The following is a 15,652-nucleotide window of genomic DNA, read 5'->3' on the forward strand; positions in this document are numbered from 1 at the left end:
GCGGTGAGGCGCATGTCCTGCTGGTCGAGGCCGCGTACTGGCCCGCCGCGCGCTTTCCGCTGCTCGCCGCAGAGATGGAGCGCGCCGGGCTCGGCGCCGACTGGGCGACGCTGCTGTGGGAGGCCGCCTCACTGCCCGCCGACCGGCTCGTCGCCGCCGCCGACGCGCTGGTCGCGGCAGGCCGGACCGCCGACGGGGAGCAGATGCTCCGGCAGGGCGTGGCCCGGCCCGCCGCCGAGATCGGCCGGTCCGTGCTCGCCCTGGCCACCGAGGGCCGCCGCAGCGAGGTCCGTGCGCTGCTCGACGCCTACGTCCGCGTCCGCACCCCGGAGGAGGCCGCCCGCAGCGCCGAGCCGGACCCGCAGACCCTCGTACCGCTGCTGCTGGAGGCCGCGCAGGGCGTCTCCGAAGAACGGCACTGGGATCTCGTGCATGCCCTCCGGGTGGCCGGGCTCACCTCCTGAGAACCCTGTCGATCACCCACAGGAGTGCGAAACACGACCGACTCCGCGGGTTAACGACGATGGTCTTGGCAAGGCCTTCACCGAGGCATACGTTCGTGCCTCTACGGCCTGCTTCTACGGGCGTAGAGGCGCTGACGTCCCGTCGAAGTCGCAGCTCATGGCGAACGTCGTCCGTGCCGCTCTGGTCCAGTCCACCTGGACTGGCGACACAGAGTCCATGGTGGCGAAACACGAGGAGCACGCCCGCGAGGCAGCCCGGCAGGGCGCCGGGATCATCGGGTTCCAGGAAGTCTTCAACAGCCCCTACTTCTGTCAGGTCCAGGAGCCGGAGCACTACCGGTGGGCCGAGCCGGTGCCCGACGGGCCGACCGTGCGTCGTATGCAGGAACTCGCGCGCGAGACCGGCATGGTGATCGTCGTGCCGGTGTTCGAGGTCGAGCAGTCCGGTTTCTACTACAACACCGCGGCCGTGATCGACGCGGACGGCTCGTACCTCGGCAAGTACCGCAAGCACCACATCCCGCAGGTGAAGGGTTTCTGGGAGAAGTACTACTTCAAGCCCGGAAACCTCGGCTGGCCCGTCTTCGACACCGCTGTCGGCAAGGTCGGCGTCTACATCTGCTACGACCGCCACTTCCCGGAGGGCTGGCGGCAACTCGGGCTCAACGGCGCCCAGCTGGTGTACAACCCGTCCGCCACGCACCGCGGCCTGTCGGCCTACCTGTGGCGGCTGGAGCAGCCTGCGGCCGCCGTCGCCAACGAGTACTTCATCGCCGCCATCAACCGGGTCGGTGTCGAGGAGTACGGCGACAACGACTTCTACGGCACGAGCTACTTCGTCGACCCGCGAGGGCAGTTTGTGGGGGAGGTCGCCGACGACAAGAGCGAGGAACTCCTCGTCCGTGACCTCGACTTCGACGTCATCGAAGAGGTGCGGCAGCAGTGGGCCTTCTACCGCGACCGCCGCCCCGACGCCTATGAAGGGCTGGTACAGCCGTGACCAAGGACCTGCTGGGCCGCCACCGGGCCGTGCTGCCCGACTGGCTCGCCCTCTACTACGACGACCCGATCGAGATCACCCACGGCGAGGGCCGGCACGTCTGGGACGCCGACGGAAACAAGTATCTCGACTTCTTCGGCGGCATCCTCACCACCATGACCGCGCACGCCCTGCCCGAGGTCACCAAGGCGGTGAGCGAGCAGGCCGGGCGCATCATCCACTCCTCCACGCTCTACCTCAACCGGCCGATGGTCGAACTCGCCGAGCGTATCGCCCAGTTGAGCGGCATCCCGGACGCCCGTGTCTTCTTCACCACCTCCGGCACGGAGGCCAACGACACCGCCCTGCTGCTGGCCACTACCCACCGCCGCAGCAACACCGTCCTCGCGATGCGCAACAGTTACCACGGCCGCTCCTTCAGCGCCGTCGGCATCACCGGCAACCGCGGCTGGTCGCCGACCTCGCTGTCCCCGCTGCAGACGCTCTACGTCCACGGCGGCATCCGCACGCGCGGCCCGTACGCCTCGTTGAGCGACGCCGACTTCATCGCGGCCTGCGTCGAGGACCTGAAGGACCTGCTCGGCCACACCCGCACGCCCGCCGCCCTGATCGCCGAGCCCATCCAGGGCGTCGGCGGCTTCACCTCACCGCCGGACGGTCTGTACGCGGCGTTCCGTGAGGTCCTGAACGAGCGGGGCATCCTCTGGATCGCCGACGAGGTACAGACCGGCTGGGGTCGCACCGGCGAGCACTTCTGGGGCTGGCAGGCACACGGCCGCAGCGGCCCGCCGGACATCGTCACCTTCGCCAAGGGCATCGGCAACGGCATGTCCATCGGCGGGGTCGTCGCCCGCGCCGAGATCATGAACTGCCTGGACGCCAACAGCATCTCGACCTTCGGCGGCACCCAGATCACCATGGCGGCGGGCCTCGCCAACCTCACGTACCTGCTGGAACACGACCTCCAGGGCAACGCCCGGCGGGTCGGCGGGCTGCTCATCGAACGACTGCGGGCGGTCGCCGCGCAGGTACCGGCCGTCCGGGAGGTACGCGGGCGCGGACTGATGATCGGCATCGAGGTCGTGCGGCCCGGGACGGACGAGGCCGACCCGCAGGCCGCGTCCGCCGTGCTGGAGGCGGCCCGCGCGTCCGGGCTGCTCATCGGCAAGGGCGGCAGCCACAACACCAGCGCCCTGCGCATCGCCCCCCCACTGTCCCTGACCGTCGCGGAGGCCGAGGAGGGCGCCGCGATCCTCGAACGCGCTCTGCGGAGCATCGGCTAAGCGCTCCGCTGGAAGTCCAGTACGCCACCTGCGGGTGCGTCGTGGCTGGTCGCGCCCGCGCGGCGGAGCCGCATGTCGATACAGCCCCGCGCCCCTTTGGGGCGCTGCCGAACCGCACCAGGCTTCGCCGAGCCCGCTCAGCACCAGGCCGAATGCCGAATAAGGGAACGTCGCCATGACCACCACCTCGGAGCCCTTGGAACCGCTGGAGTCCTTCGAACGCCCGGAACCGGCCCTGTCGGTCCGCCAGGTCCTCGCCCTGGAGCGGGTGCTCGCGGGGGAGCCCGAGGTGGTGGCCGGAGCGGGCCAGCTCGACCGGCCGGTGCGGTGGGTGCACGTGGCCGAGGCCGCGGACGTCGGGGTCATGCTCAGCGGCGGGGAGATGGTGCTCACCACCGGGGTGCTGCTCGCCGGCGACGTCACCAAACAGGCCGAGTACATCCACTCGCTGCACCGTGCGGAGGCCGCAGCCGTCGTCCTGGGGCTCGGCCGTGCCTTCCCGGCCCCGCCGGACGTCATGCGGCGCGCGGCCGAGCGCTGCGGGCTGCCGATGGTGGTGCTCCACCGGCCCTTCCCCTTCGCCGAGCTGACCGAGGAGGTCCAGTCCCGGCTGGTCCGGCGGAAGTTCGCCGCCGTCAGCCTGTCGGAGGCGGTACGGACCGCGCTCACCGGACTGATCACCGCCGGTGCCCCGCTGCAACGGCTGCTCGACGAGGTCGCCCAGCACAGCGCCTGCCCGGTCGTCGTCACCAACCTCGCCCACCGCGTCCTGGCCACGGCGGGGGAGCGGTCGGCGGTGGACGACGTGCTGCGCGACTGGGAGCGGATCTCCCGGCAGGCCGGCGGCCGCGAGGGCGACGGATGGATCCGCGCCGAGCTGGGCGGACGTGGGGAACGCTGGGGCCGGATCATGCTGTGCGGCTACCGCGGTGACACCGCGACCGGACGGCTGCTCGCCGACCGCGCCGCCGAGGCCCTCGTCCTGCACCGCATGCTCGGCGGCAACGCGGGATGCTCCTGGGAGGAGCAGTCCGCGCAGAGCCTGCTGACCGACCTGGTCAGCGGGGTCGTACCGGCCCGGCAGCTGCTGCCACGCGCGCGTGCCGCCGGACTGCCGGTCAACCGGCGCACCTTCGTGCCGCTCGTCGTACGCGACGGCGACGCAGCCCAGCTCGACCGGGTGCTGCGCCTGCTGGGGATGGCCGGGCTCGTCGCCGAGCTCGCCGACGGAGCCACCGCCGTGCTGCTGAGCCTCGCCCGGGACCAGGACGCGGAGGCCCTCACGGCGCACTTCGCCGCCCGGCTGCGCTCGGAGTCCGGGGCCTCGACAACAGTGGCCGCCGCCGATGCCCGCACCGCCTGGGACGACGTGCCCGCGGGCCTGCGCGAGGCGCGGCATGTCGCCGACGCCGTGGCCGACTCCTCCGCCGCCCTCGACCTCCCGGTCGTCGTACGCCTGAGGGACGTGCATCTGCGGGGACTGATCCGGCTGTTGCGGGACGATCCGCATGTGCAGTCCTTTGCGGAGCGGGAGCTGGACGGGCTGCTGTGCGGCGGCGAGGAGGATCTGCTGGCGGTGCTGCGGACGTATCTCGCCACCGGCCGCAACAAGTCCCGCACCGCCCAGCTCCACCACGTCTCCCGGCCGGCGCTCTACCGCCGCCTGGAGGCGATACAGACCCGGCTGCGCGTCGACCTGGACGACTTCGAGCAGGCGGCCTCGGTGCACATCGCGCTCCTCGCGCACGACGCCCAACAGGGGTGACCGGGCGATGCGCAACAGGGGCGGACACAGCACTGCGAAACAGCGGGGAAACACGGTACGACCTGGGAAAACGGTGGTGAAACATGGGCTCACCTCGGGGTGACACCGTGGCACGCCGGGTGCCCGCAGACGTGACACGATGCAACTCAAAGAGAACCACCCGACTTCCTAGGCTCACCGCACACCGAGCTACCGGAGGTCCCGATGAGCAGAGTGATCCGCGCCGCCGTCTTCCAGACCGCCTGGACCGGCGACAAGGAGTCGATGATCCAGGTGCACGAGCAGGCCGTGCGCGACGCCGCCGCGCAGGGTGCTCAAGTCCTGTGCTTCCAGGAGCTGTTCTACGGGCCGTACTTCTGCCAGGTCCAGGACCCGGCCTTCTACGAGTACGCCGAGCAGATCCCCGAGGGCCCCATCGTCCAGCGCTTCCAGGCGCTGGCCCGGGAACTGGGCATCGTTCTCGTCCTGCCGATGTACGAGGAGGAGCAGCCCGGCGTCCTCTACAACACCGCCGCCGTGATCGACGCGGACGGCTCGTACCTCGGCAAGTACCGCAAGACCCACATTCCGCAGGTGAAGGGCTTCTGGGAGAAGTTCTACTTCCGGCCCGGGAACAGCGGCTGGCCGGTTTTCGACACCGCCGTCGGAAAGATCGGCGTCTACATCTGCTACGACCGCCACTTCCCCGAGGGCTGGCGTGCACTCGGCCTCGCGGGCGCCGAGATCGTCTTCAACCCGTCGGCCACCTCGCGCGGACTCTCCGGCTATCTGTGGCAGCTGGAACAGCCGGCGGCCGCCGTCGCCAACGAGTACTTCATCGGCGCGATCAACCGGGTCGGTGTCGAGGAGTACGGCGACAACGACTTCTACGGCACCTCGTACTTCGTGGACCCGGAAGCCCAGTTCGTCGGCGAGGTGGCGAGCGACAAGGAGACCGAACTCGTCGTCCGGGACCTGGACCTGGCCAAGCTGCGCGAGGTCCGCGACCGCTGGCAGTTCTACCGCGACCGGGCACCGGGCGCGTACACGCCGCTGACCGCGCCCTGAACGCCGGGGTGACCCGACAACAGCACGTACGACCGGAAGGAGAGGGAGTATGAGCCGTACCGTCATCCGTGGTGGCCTCGTCATCACCGCGTCCGACGAGATCCACGCCGACGTCCTGATCGAGGACGGCCGTATCGCCGCCCTCGCCGCCTCCGGCACCCCGGCCGCCGAGGCCTGGACGGCCGAGCGAAGCGAGATGGGGGCACCCCCGCCCGAAGGGTGGGGGAGGGTCATCGACGCCACCGGGAAGTACGTCATTCCGGGTGGCGTCGACGCCCACACCCATATGGAGCTGCCGTTCGGCGGCACCTTCGCCTCCGACACCTTCGAGACCGGCACCCGGGCCGCCGCCTGGGGCGGCACGACCACCATCGTCGACTTCGCCGTGCAGAGCGTCGGCCACACCCTGCGCGAGGGCCTGGACGCCTGGCACGCCAAGGCCGAGGGCAACTGCGCCATCGACTACGGCTTCCACATGATCGTCTCCGATGTGAACCAGGAGACGCTCAAGGAGATGGACCTGCTCGTGGAGGAGGGGGTGACCTCCTTCAAGCAGTTCATGGCGTATCCGGGTGTCTTCTACAGCGACGACGGCCAGATCCTGCGTGCCATGCAGCGCTCCGCCGAGAACGGCGGACTGATCATGATGCACGCGGAGAACGGCATCGCGATCGATGTCCTGGTCGAGCAGGCGCTGGCCCGCGGGGAGACGGATCCCCGGTACCACGGAGAGGTGCGGAAAGCGCTGCTGGAGGCCGAGGCCACCCATCGCGCCATCCGGCTCGCACAGGTCGCCGGGGCGCCCCTGTACGTCGTGCACGTCTCGGCGATGGAGGCAGTCGCCGAGCTGGCCAGGGCACGCGACGAGGGGCTCAACGTCTTCGGTGAGACCTGCCCGCAGTATCTGTTCCTGTCGACGGACAACCTCGCCGAACCCGAATTCGAGGGCGCGAAGTACGTGTGCTCGACGCCGCTGCGGCCGCGTGAACACCAGGCGCAGTTGTGGAAGGGGCTCAGGACCAACGACCTCCAGGTCGTCTCCACCGACCACTGCCCCTTCTGCTTCACCGGCCAGAAGGAGCTGGGCCGCGGCGACTTCTCCAAGATCCCCAACGGGCTGCCGGGCGTGGAGAACCGTATGGACCTGCTCCACCAGGCCGTCGTCGACGGGCACATCTCGCGCCGCCGCTGGATCGAGATCGCCTGCGCCACGCCGGCCCGGATGTTCGGCATGTACCCGAAGAAGGGCACCATCGCCCCGGGCGCCGACGCCGACGTCGTCATCTACGACCCGCACGCCGAGCAGGTCATGTCGGCCGACACGCACCACATGAACGTCGACTACTCGGCGTACGAGGGCAAACGCATCACCGGCCGTGTCGAGACCGTCCTCTCGCGCGGCGAACCCGTCATCACCGAGCGGGAGTACACCGGGCACGCCGGGCACGGCGTCTACACCCCCCGCTCCACCTGTCAGTACCTCAACTAGGAAGGGGGCGATGGACGCCATGGATTTTGGACTCGTCCTGCAGACCGACCCGCCCGCCTCGCGGGTCGTCTCCCTGATGAAGCGCGCCGAACGCAACGGCTTCACACACGGCTGGACCTTCGACTCCGCCGTGCTCTGGCAGGAACCGTTCGTGATCTACAGTCAGATCCTGGCGAACACCAGCAAGTTGAAGGTCGGGCCCATGGTCACCAACCCGGGCACCCGCACCTGGGAGGTCACCGCCTCCACCTTCGCCACCCTCAACGACATGTTCGGCAACCGCACCGTCTGCGGCATCGGCCGCGGCGACTCCGCGATGCGCGTGGCCGGCCGCAAGCCCAACACCCTGGCCCGGATCAGCGAGGCGATGAAAGTGATCCGCGCGCTGGGCAGCGGCGGGGACGCCGACCTCGGCGGCACGGTGATCCGCTTCCCGTGGATCAAACCCGGCGCCCAACTCCCCGTCTGGATGGCCGCGTACGGCCCCAAGGCCCTGAAGATGACCGGCGAGGAGGCCGACGGGTTCATCCTGCAGCTCGCCGACCTCTATCTCACCGAGTACATGGTCAAGGCGGTCAAGGACGCGGCCGTCGCCGCCGGACGCGATCCGTCCGAGGTGACGATCTGCGTCGCCGCGCCCGCGTACGTCACCGAGGACGACTCGCCCGAGGCGCTGGCCCACGCGCGCGAGCAGTGCCGCTGGTTCGGCGGGATGGTCGGCAACCATGTCGCCGACCTGGTCGCCAAGTACGGCGAGCACTCCGCCGCCGTACCGGACGAACTCACCGACTACATCAAGGCCCGCGAGGGTTACGACTACTCGCACCACGGGCGCAGCGGCAACCCGGACACCCAGTTCGTGCCGGACGAGATCGTCGACCGGTTCTGCATCATCGGACCGGTCGAGAAGCACATCGAGAAGCTGAACGCCCTGCGCGAACTGGGCGTCGACCAGTTCGCGGTGTACGACATGCACGACGCGCAGGAAACGGTGATCGACGCGTACGGCGCGCGGATCATCCCCGCGGTCAACGCCGCCTGATCGCCCGGACCCCGACCCCACCCCCCACCTTGTCTCCCCTCCTCCCCGGGGAGGGGCCCAAGGCCCCCGCACGGCCTCTCCTGTCCCCCTTTGTCGATTGGCCTGCCCATGACCGAAACAGTCCCCACGGGGTCGCCTGCCGCCCAGACCGTCGACGCCGACGGCCGGACAGAGCTCGCCCCCGAGGCCTACCCCGCCAACAGCCCCTTCGCCAACGAGGACCTGCGTCCCGTCCCGGTCGCCGAGCGCAAGTGGACGACGTACAACTTCGCGGCGCTGTGGATCTCCATGGCCCACTGCATCCCCAGCTGGACCCTGGCCTCCGGCCTGGTCGCACTCGGCATGGACTGGAAGCAGGCGGTCTTCACCATCGCTCTCGCCAACGTCATCGTGCTGCTGCCGATGCTGGCCACGGGCCACGCCGGCCCCAAGTACGGCATCCCCTTCCCGGTGCTCGCCCGCGCCTCCTTCGGGCTGCGCGGCGCCAACATCCCGGCGCTGATCCGCGCGGCCGTGGCCTGCGGCTGGTTCGGCATCCAGACCTGGATCGGCGGCAGCGGCATCTTCGCGCTGGGCTCCAAGCTCACCGGCGGTGAGTGGGAGAAGGCCGGGCAGATCGCCGGCAACCCGTGGCCGCTGTGGCTCTGTTTCCTCCTCTTCTGGGCCGTGCAGATCGCCATCATCTACCGTGGCATGGACTTCCTGCGGCACTTCGAGAACTGGGCCGCGCCCTTCGTCATCGTCGGCGCTTTCGTGCTGCTGATCTGGATCGCCGTCCAGGCCGACGGATTCGGCGAGTTGCTGTCGCAGCCCTCCAAGCTCGGCTGGGGCGCGGACTTCTGGCCGGTCTTCTTCCCGTCCCTGATGGGCATGATCGGCTTCTGGGCCACCCTGTCCCTCAACATCCCGGACTTCACCCGCTTCGGCGCCAGCCAGCGCGCCCAGACCTGGGGCCAGTCCCTGGGCCTGCCCACCACGATGACCCTGTTCGCGATCCTCGCCGTGCTGGTCACCTCCGGCTCCGAGGTCGTCTACGGCGAGGCGATCTGGGACCCGGTCACCCTCGCGGCCAAGGCGGACAACGTCTTCGGTCTGCTCTTCGCGCTCATCACCGTGCTGGTCGCCACCATCTCCGTGAACATCGCGGCGAACGTGGTCTCACCCGCGTACGACCTGGCCAACCTCGCGCCGAAGTTCATCAACTTCCGTACGGGCGCGCTCATCACGGGCGTCGTCGGCATCCTGATCTTCCCGTGGAAGCTGATCTCCACGCCCGAGTTCTACATCTTCACCTGGCTCGGTGTGGTCGGCGGTCTGCTCGGCACGGTCGCGGGCATCCTCATCGCCGACTACTGGATCGTCCGCCGTACGGTCCTGCACCTGGCGGACCTGTACACGCCCGGTGGGCGCTACTGGTACTCCGCCGGCTGGAACTGGCGGGCCATCGTGGCCTTCGCGGTCGGCGGCGTCCTCGCGGTCGGAGGCTCGTACTCGACCGTGGGCGCGGACGGCACGAAATCGGGTCCATTCCCGGCCGACGGGCTGATCCCGTTCCTCAAGCCGCTCGCCGACTACGGCTGGGCGGTGGGGCTGGGCGCCTCGCTGCTGCTGTACGTCGCGCTGATGCTGCCAAGGGAGCGGACCGTTTCCTGAGGCCTCGCCTCTCGGAGGGCGGCCGGCTCTACTGGCCGTCCTCCAGGGCCGCCACCGCCTCCTTGGCGGCCTTGATGGCGCCCTTGTTGATCTCGTCCGTACTGGGCGCCTCCTTCGACTCGAAGTCGGAGCCGTTGTACGTGATGACCAGCAGCGCATTGGCGGCGCGCACCAGCACCACACCTTCGCGCGTCTTCTGGTCGTCCTCGGTGGTGAGGTTCACGACGGAGTAGGCCGCGTCGCCGAGGCCGGGCACGTCGCCGCCGCCGCTCTTCTCCTTGACCCGCTCCTTGTACTTCTTCGCCGCGTCGGCGTCGGAGTCGCTGATCTCGAAGGAGACGTCGAGCCAGCGGTAGTCGTAGCCACTGAGCGCGTTCCACGAGCAGGTGCGGCGGACCGACTTGTCCGTCGAGGCGATCTCCTTCCCGGCCGTCTTGGCATCCGGCACCAGCGACGTGATCGTCTTCTTGGCCAGGCTGGTGCAGGGCGCCGGGGCAGAGGTGTACGTCTTCGGCACGGCGGTCGTGGACGGCGCGGAGGCGGACTGGGTCCCGGTCTTGCCGGTCGCCCGGTCCTGGGCGGCCGGCGCCGACGAGTCCGGGCCCGAACTGAGGGCCCAGCCCGCACAGGCGAGCACGGCGACCGGAGTCAGGCGCGCGGTGAGAGCGAGCGGCAGAGGAAGAGAACGCACGGCGCACTTCTCGTGGGGGACGGTGCGGAGGGGTCCGCACAGCGGACGGGACGCCAGTGTCACACGAGTCCCTGTGAGGCGAAAGTGCCAACTCGCTCCGTGCCCGCGCGGTAACTCGCGCCCCATACTGATGCGTTGAGTGTCCTGTTATGTCCACCGCTTGGTCGGATCCACGCCGACTCGGTTGCTGCGTGCACCGATCGATACGGTCACCGGGCCGGTCGTCGTGCGATGAGGGCGGCAGTCCCGGCTGCCACCACACGGCGTCCGGAGCGGCCTTGTGATCGGATAATGTGCGCGAATGTCAGACGCTCTTGCGTACGGTGCGTACCGGACAGGCCGCCTGTGGGCCGCGGCCGGCTTGTCGTTCGGCGTTCTGTTCGTCGGCTCATGCTTTGCTCTGCTGAGCCTGCTCGAGTTCGACGAACAATGCAGTCACGGGATGGTCAAGGGACCCGGACGACTGCTCGACGTGCGAAACCAGGCCTTTCCCCCGGCCATCATCTGTGAGTTCGAGGGCGGAGACGTCTCCGCGGGCGGCACGGGGGTATTGGGCGCGGTGCTCTGGCTCAGCCTGTTGATCTTGGCTGTCTGCGTGGTCGTGGCCCTGATCGCTGAGTGCTTCGAACCGCCCGCTGAACACCACCTTGCCGAACCGGTGTCCCGCGCGGACAAGCTGCGCCGCACGGGAACGGCCTTCTTCGTGACCGGCTCCGTGTTCCTCATGTTCTACGCGCTGGTGGCGTGGCGGCTGTTCACCGGTCCCTCGTCGTCCTGCTCGGCCGGTTCCGACTGGGGTTCCAACCCGCCGAGGACACTGGACTACAGCTTCTTCCCGCCGCAGGCGACCTGCCAGTACAGCAGCGGACTGACGAAGCAGATGGTTCCGGAGTGGGCACAGAGCCTGGCCGTGGAGTTGGCCGTTCCCGCGCTGATCGCGGGAGCTGGGTTCGTTCTGGCGTGGCGCCGATGGAGGTCGGAGCGACGGAAGTTCCGTGGGACGGATTACGCGGGAACCATGTCCACGTAGCGTGCTCGGTGAGCTCCGGCTTCATCGGCCGCCGCCACCGATCGCCATGTGGTCGACGTGCTCCGGGCCAGGCAGTACCCCGACCTCGCGGTGAATCGCGGCCCGTCGGGTACACGGGCAGGAGGAAGCGGATGGCTCAGCGGATTCCAGAGAACCGGACCGAGGAGCATTCTCATGAGGCTGCATTTCCTCGACCCCCTGTATGCCCGGTCAGGCCCGTATGCCTCCGTCTACGTGGACACCTCGCGGGACATCGACGACCCGGACAAGGCGATCGAGCTGCACCGGCGCCACGCCCGCTCGGACCTCATCGAGCTGGGCGCCGACCCGGCCACCGCCGACGCCTCCGCCGATGCCGTCGGGACCGACGCCGACCTGCCCGGCCGCCACGGCCAGGCCCTCTTCGCCACCCACGGTGAACTGGTCCTCACCGAGGAGCTGCCGCAACCTCCCCCCGTGGACAAGATCGGCTACGCCCTGCTTCCCGACGCCATGCCCCTGGCGCTGCAGCATGTCCCCGACATCCCCTATGCCGCCGCCGTCCTCACCCGCGTCGAACCGAAGGAGAGCGACACAGCCGCCCAAGACCTGCAGGTGGAGCTGCAAACCGGGCGCTGGCCGAGCACCTCGGTGGCCCCCCGGGCCCTTACCCACCTGCGCATACCGATTCACGAGTGGCACCAGGAGGCCGAGCGGCTCGCCGACGAGCTGGCCCACCTCATCGACCTCGGCCACGCCGACACTCTCGTGCTCCGTGGGGACACCTGGGCCTGTGGTGTCCTTGTCAACCGATTGCCCGCCCCTGTGCGCAATCGCGTGGCCACCGTCCCCGGCAACGGACAGGACGTCGAGACCGGCCGGGCCCTGCTCGAGCCCCAGCTCGCTGCCCTCTTCCGCGGCCGGCTCTCCGCCCACGACCGCGACCGGCTGGAGAGCTTCGCCGCTCAGCGCGCCCGTGATCCCGCCGGCGAGGGGCTGTCGGCCACCGTCGCAGCCCTGCAGCGCGGCCAGGCCGACGCCCTCCTGGTCAACCACCCCGTCCAGGAGTGGCCCCCGCTCTGGATCGGCACCGACCCCGACCAGATCGCCCTGTCCGCCGCTGACCTGCAAACCTTCGGTGCCACCGGCTACGAGAAGCAGCCCGCGGACGCCGCCCTGCTGCACGCCGCCGTCGCCACCGGTGCCGAACTGATAGTCGTCCCACGGCAACAGACGCCGCTGGAGGACGGGATCGGCGTGCTCGTGCGCTATTGACTGCGGGCCGATCGAACGCCGCGGCGAGGGCCTGCGCCGCCCGGCTCTGACCTATCGGCGGCCTTCGGTGGTTCACCTCTGCCCATTCACCCGGAGAACCTGCGCGTCGGGTCCGGTAGCACACTGGAAAGTAGGGGATGAGGGCATGTATGACCAGACCCTGGTGGCGGAAGGTGCAGCGGCTGCTGTGGACGCGCGGGGCGTCGTAGCGGCGTGGAGCCGGGGTGCCCGACTGCTTCTCGGGTACGAGCCGGGTGAGGCGATCGGACGGCCGGCGACCGATCTTCTTGCCGCTCGCCTTCCCGACTCCGCGTGGCGGAGCCTGTCACAGCAGGAGCCGTGGACCGGGCGGGTCGCGCTGCGCGACCGGGACGGCCACACGATCGAGGCCGATGTGCGGGCCTACCCGCTGGTAGGCGCCGATGACCACGTCGGGTGGTTCATCCACGCTGCCCCACAGGAGGCCGGCGGCGCGGACCTGGCCCTGCAGCGTCGCCTGCTTCTGTATCACCGGCCCGCGCAGCCGGCCGTGGAGACGGCGATGCGCTACCTGCCCGCGGATCCGCAGGCAGGTGTGGGCGGCGACTGGTTCGACGTGATCCCCCTCTCCGGCGCCCGGGTGGCTCTCGTCGTGGGCGATGTCGTCGGCCACGGCATCCAGGCGTCCGCCACCATGGGCCAGCTGCGCAGCGAGATCCGCACGTTGGCCGATGTCGATCTTCCTCCCGACGAACTGCTGACCCACCTCGACGACCTCATCCTCGAAGAGATCGAAGAGGGCATCGAATCCGCCGGGGAGGTCGGCGCGACATGCCTGTACGCGGTCTACGACCCGGTCTCCCGCCAGTGCACCCTGGCCAGCGCCGGCCACCCCGCCCCTGCCGCCGTCATGCCGGACGGCTCTGTGGACTTCATCCCCGTGGCCCCAGGCCCGCCTCTCGGGGTAGGCGGCCTGCCCTTCGAGGCCACCGACGTCCGCCTGCCCGAAGGCAGCCTGCTCGTCCTGTACACGGACGGACTCATCGAGGCCCTCGACCGCGACATCGACACCGGAATGCAGGATCTCCTGCACGCCCTGGCCGAACCCACCCCATCGCTGGAAGCCACCTGCGACAACCTCGTCACGACGCTCCTGCCCGAGCGACCGGACGACGACGTCGCGCTGCTCATCGCCCGCACGAACGCTCTCGGTCCCTCCCACGTGGCCACCTGGGACCTGCCCGCGGCGCCCGTCGTCGTCGCCGACGCGCGCCGCCGGGCCGCCGACCAGCTCACGACCTGGGGTCTGCAGGATGCCGTCCCGACCACCGAGCTGATCGTCAGCGAGCTGGTCACCAACGCCATCCGGCACGCCGAAGCCCCCATCCAGCTGCGGATCATCCGCAACACGTCCCTGATCTGCGAGGTCTCCGACGCCAGCAGCACCGCTCCCCACGCACGCCGCGCCCGTGCCCTGGACGAGGGCGGCCGTGGCCTGTTCCTGGTCGGCCAGCTCGCCGAACGCTGGGGCACCCGTCACACGCCGACCGGAAAGACCATCTGGGCGGAGCAGCCCCGACCGCTCCCTCGCCCCCGGCCCCGGCGCCTGCCCACCGGGAGACCACACACAGCGGATCACGTGGTGGGACCACACAGCACTCAGCGTGAGGACCAGGCGTGGCCGACCGACATCTCCCGCCCGGCCCGCCAAGCGTGCGGCGACGACGGGATCACGGTGACGCCATGACCGAATCACCGGTGCCCGGTGGTCCGCCGCGTCGGCTGTCGCATCACCGAACTCCCTCGACCCCCGCCGGGAGCAGACCGCGCGGGTCGCCCCGGCGTCCGGTCAGCGTGCGGCGAGGAGTTCGAGCGTGTCGATCACGCGGTTCGAGAAGCCCCACTCGTTGTCGTACCAGGCGACCACCTTGACGTGGCGGCCTTCGACGCGGGTGAGGGCCGAGTCGAAGATCGACGAGGCCGGATGGCCCGTGATGTCTGACGACACAAGCGGGTCGTCCGAGTACTCGAGGATGCCCGCGAGCGGCCCCTCCGCCGCGGCGCGGTACGCCGCCAGCACGTCGTCACGCGTCACGTCGCGAGCGACGGTCGTGTTGAGTTCGACGATCGAGCCCACCGGAACCGGCACGCGGATCGAGTCGCCCGACAGCTTGCCATCGAGGTTCGGCAGCACGAGGCCGATCGCCTTGGCCGCGCCCGTCGTGGTCGGCACGATGTTGACAGCGGCGGCGCGGGCGCGGCGGGCGTCGCGGTGCGGACCGTCCTGCAGGTTCTGCTCCTGCGTGTAGGCGTGCACCGTCGTCATGAAGCCGTGCTCGATGCCGGCGAGTTCGTCCAGCACCGCGGCCAGCGGCGCAAGCGCGTTGGTCGTGCACGAGGCGTTCGAGATGATCGTGTGCACGGCCGGGTCGTACGCGTCGGTGTTGACCCCGAACGCAAGCGTGACATCGGCGCCGTCCGACGGCGCACTGACGAGCACCTTCCTCGCGCCCGCGTCGAGGTGCGCGCGGGCGGCCTTGGCCGATGTGAAGCGACCGGTCGCCTCGAGCACGATGTCCACGTCGAGTTCGGCCCACGGCAGCTGCGCCGGTTCGCGCTCGGCGAGCACCGTGATGCGACGGCCGTCGACGACGAGGGCCTCCCCGTCGACGGTCACCGGGCGACCGAGCCGGCCGGCCGTCGTGTCGTAGGCGAGCAGCCGCGCGAGGGTGGCGGGCTCCGTGAGGTCGTTGACGGCGATGACCTCGAGGTCGCTGTCGCGTTCGAGCAGCGCGCGCAGCACATTGCGTCCGATGCGGCCGAATCCATTGATGGCGATGCGAGTCATGAGTGGTGTCCCTTCGGTTCGCCATCAGGTTCGCGGGCCGCATCCGCCCGTGACAGCGGCGAGATCGCCACGGTTCACAAGGATCGCGCCACGCCACGGCGGGCCAG

General features: G+C 69.9%; 11 protein-coding genes and 3 pseudogenes. 12 read left to right on the forward strand and 2 right to left on the reverse strand.

What is annotated here, in order from left to right:
• The 8 genes and pseudogenes from ACTWQJ_RS14015 to ACTWQJ_RS14050 all read left to right on the forward strand — a co-directional run.
• Positions 1 to 464: pseudogene (locus tag ACTWQJ_RS14015) on the forward strand (hypothetical protein); the annotation flags it as partial.
• Positions 465 to 621: 157 nt separating this feature from the next.
• Entirely contained in the window at positions 622 to 1,464 is an 843-nt protein-coding gene (locus ACTWQJ_RS14020) for a nitrilase-related carbon-nitrogen hydrolase (RefSeq protein WP_443306961.1), read from the forward strand.
• Entirely contained in the window at positions 1,461 to 2,747 is a 1,287-nt protein-coding gene (locus tag ACTWQJ_RS14025; RefSeq protein ID WP_443306962.1) for an aspartate aminotransferase family protein, read from the forward strand. Before ACTWQJ_RS14020 ends, ACTWQJ_RS14025 begins: the two co-directional genes overlap by 4 nt.
• Positions 2,748 to 2,922: 175 nt before the next feature.
• Positions 2,923 to 4,512, forward strand: a complete 1,590-nt coding sequence (locus tag ACTWQJ_RS14030; protein WP_443306963.1) for a PucR family transcriptional regulator — start codon at positions 2,923 to 2,925, stop codon at positions 4,510 to 4,512.
• A 204-nt stretch (positions 4,513 to 4,716) separates the two neighbouring features.
• On the forward strand, positions 4,717 to 5,559 hold the full coding sequence (locus tag ACTWQJ_RS14035; RefSeq protein WP_443306964.1) for a nitrilase-related carbon-nitrogen hydrolase: 843 nt from the start codon (positions 4,717 to 4,719) through the stop codon (positions 5,557 to 5,559).
• Between the two features lie 49 nt (positions 5,560 to 5,608).
• Entirely contained in the window at positions 5,609 to 7,048 is a 1,440-nt protein-coding gene (hydA, locus tag ACTWQJ_RS14040) for a dihydropyrimidinase (protein WP_443306965.1), read from the forward strand.
• Between the two features lie 19 nt (positions 7,049 to 7,067).
• Entirely contained in the window at positions 7,068 to 8,090 is a 1,023-nt protein-coding gene (locus ACTWQJ_RS14045) for a TIGR03842 family LLM class F420-dependent oxidoreductase (protein ID WP_385782291.1), read from the forward strand.
• A 108-nt stretch (positions 8,091 to 8,198) separates the two neighbouring features.
• Positions 8,199 to 9,743 (forward strand): NCS1 family nucleobase:cation symporter-1, encoded by a 1,545-nt coding sequence (locus ACTWQJ_RS14050; RefSeq protein WP_443306966.1) that lies wholly within the window; start codon positions 8,199 to 8,201, stop codon positions 9,741 to 9,743.
• 28 nt (positions 9,744 to 9,771) lie between these two features.
• Here the strand turns inward: ACTWQJ_RS14050 and ACTWQJ_RS14055 are convergent, their stop codons facing one another.
• Entirely contained in the window at positions 9,772 to 10,434 is a 663-nt protein-coding gene (locus ACTWQJ_RS14055; protein ID WP_443306967.1) for a hypothetical protein, read from the reverse strand.
• Positions 10,435 to 10,876: 442 nt separating this feature from the next.
• Between ACTWQJ_RS14055 and ACTWQJ_RS14060 the strand changes: the two genes are divergently transcribed.
• The 4 genes and pseudogenes from ACTWQJ_RS14060 to ACTWQJ_RS14075 all read left to right on the forward strand — a co-directional run.
• On the forward strand, positions 10,877 to 11,464 hold the full coding sequence (locus ACTWQJ_RS14060) for a hypothetical protein (RefSeq protein ID WP_443306968.1): 588 nt from the start codon (positions 10,877 to 10,879) through the stop codon (positions 11,462 to 11,464).
• Between the two features lie 174 nt (positions 11,465 to 11,638).
• The gene (locus tag ACTWQJ_RS14065; protein ID WP_443306969.1) at positions 11,639 to 12,718 is read left to right on the forward strand and encodes a baeRF2 domain-containing protein; all 1,080 of its coding nucleotides are present in this window, start codon (positions 11,639 to 11,641) and stop codon (positions 12,716 to 12,718) included.
• 145 nt (positions 12,719 to 12,863) lie between these two features.
• Positions 12,864 to 13,154 (forward strand): annotated as a pseudogene (locus ACTWQJ_RS14070) (PAS domain-containing protein); the annotation flags it as partial.
• Positions 13,155 to 13,196: 42 nt separating this feature from the next.
• A pseudogene (locus tag ACTWQJ_RS14075) lies at positions 13,197 to 14,279 on the forward strand (SpoIIE family protein phosphatase); the annotation flags it as partial.
• 267 nt (positions 14,280 to 14,546) lie between these two features.
• On the opposite strand, the gene gap reads toward ACTWQJ_RS14075, so the two are convergent.
• On the reverse strand, positions 14,547 to 15,545 hold the full coding sequence (gene gap / locus ACTWQJ_RS14080) for a type I glyceraldehyde-3-phosphate dehydrogenase (RefSeq protein WP_443306970.1): 999 nt from the start codon (positions 15,543 to 15,545) through the stop codon (positions 14,547 to 14,549).
• Positions 15,546 to 15,652 lie beyond the last annotated feature (107 nt).

Origin of the sequence: Streptomyces sp. KR55 (assembly GCF_052245645.1) — a bacterium.
Taxonomy (GTDB): domain Bacteria; phylum Actinomycetota; class Actinomycetes; order Streptomycetales; family Streptomycetaceae; genus Streptomyces; species Streptomyces flavusporus.

Bases quoted from the DNA above. Each gene is read 5' to 3' on its own strand.
- ACTWQJ_RS14020 (WP_443306961.1), top strand. From the start codon at position 622: ATGGCGAACGTCGTCCGTGCCGCTCTGGTCCAGTCCACCTGGACTGGC.
- ACTWQJ_RS14030 (WP_443306963.1), top strand. From the start codon at position 2,923: ATGACCACCACCTCGGAGCCCTTGGAACCGCTGGAGTCCTTCGAACGC.
- ACTWQJ_RS14035 (WP_443306964.1), top strand. From the start codon at position 4,717: ATGAGCAGAGTGATCCGCGCCGCCGTCTTCCAGACCGCCTGGACCGGC.
- hydA (WP_443306965.1), top strand. From the start codon at position 5,609: ATGAGCCGTACCGTCATCCGTGGTGGCCTCGTCATCACCGCGTCCGAC.
- ACTWQJ_RS14045 (WP_385782291.1), top strand. From the start codon at position 7,068: ATGGATTTTGGACTCGTCCTGCAGACCGACCCGCCCGCCTCGCGGGTC.
- ACTWQJ_RS14050 (WP_443306966.1), top strand. From the start codon at position 8,199: ATGACCGAAACAGTCCCCACGGGGTCGCCTGCCGCCCAGACCGTCGAC.
- ACTWQJ_RS14060 (WP_443306968.1), top strand. From the start codon at position 10,877: ATGGTCAAGGGACCCGGACGACTGCTCGACGTGCGAAACCAGGCCTTT.
- ACTWQJ_RS14065 (WP_443306969.1), top strand. From the start codon at position 11,639: ATGAGGCTGCATTTCCTCGACCCCCTGTATGCCCGGTCAGGCCCGTAT.
- gap (WP_443306970.1), bottom strand. From the start codon at position 15,545: ATGACTCGCATCGCCATCAATGGATTCGGCCGCATCGGACGCAATGTG.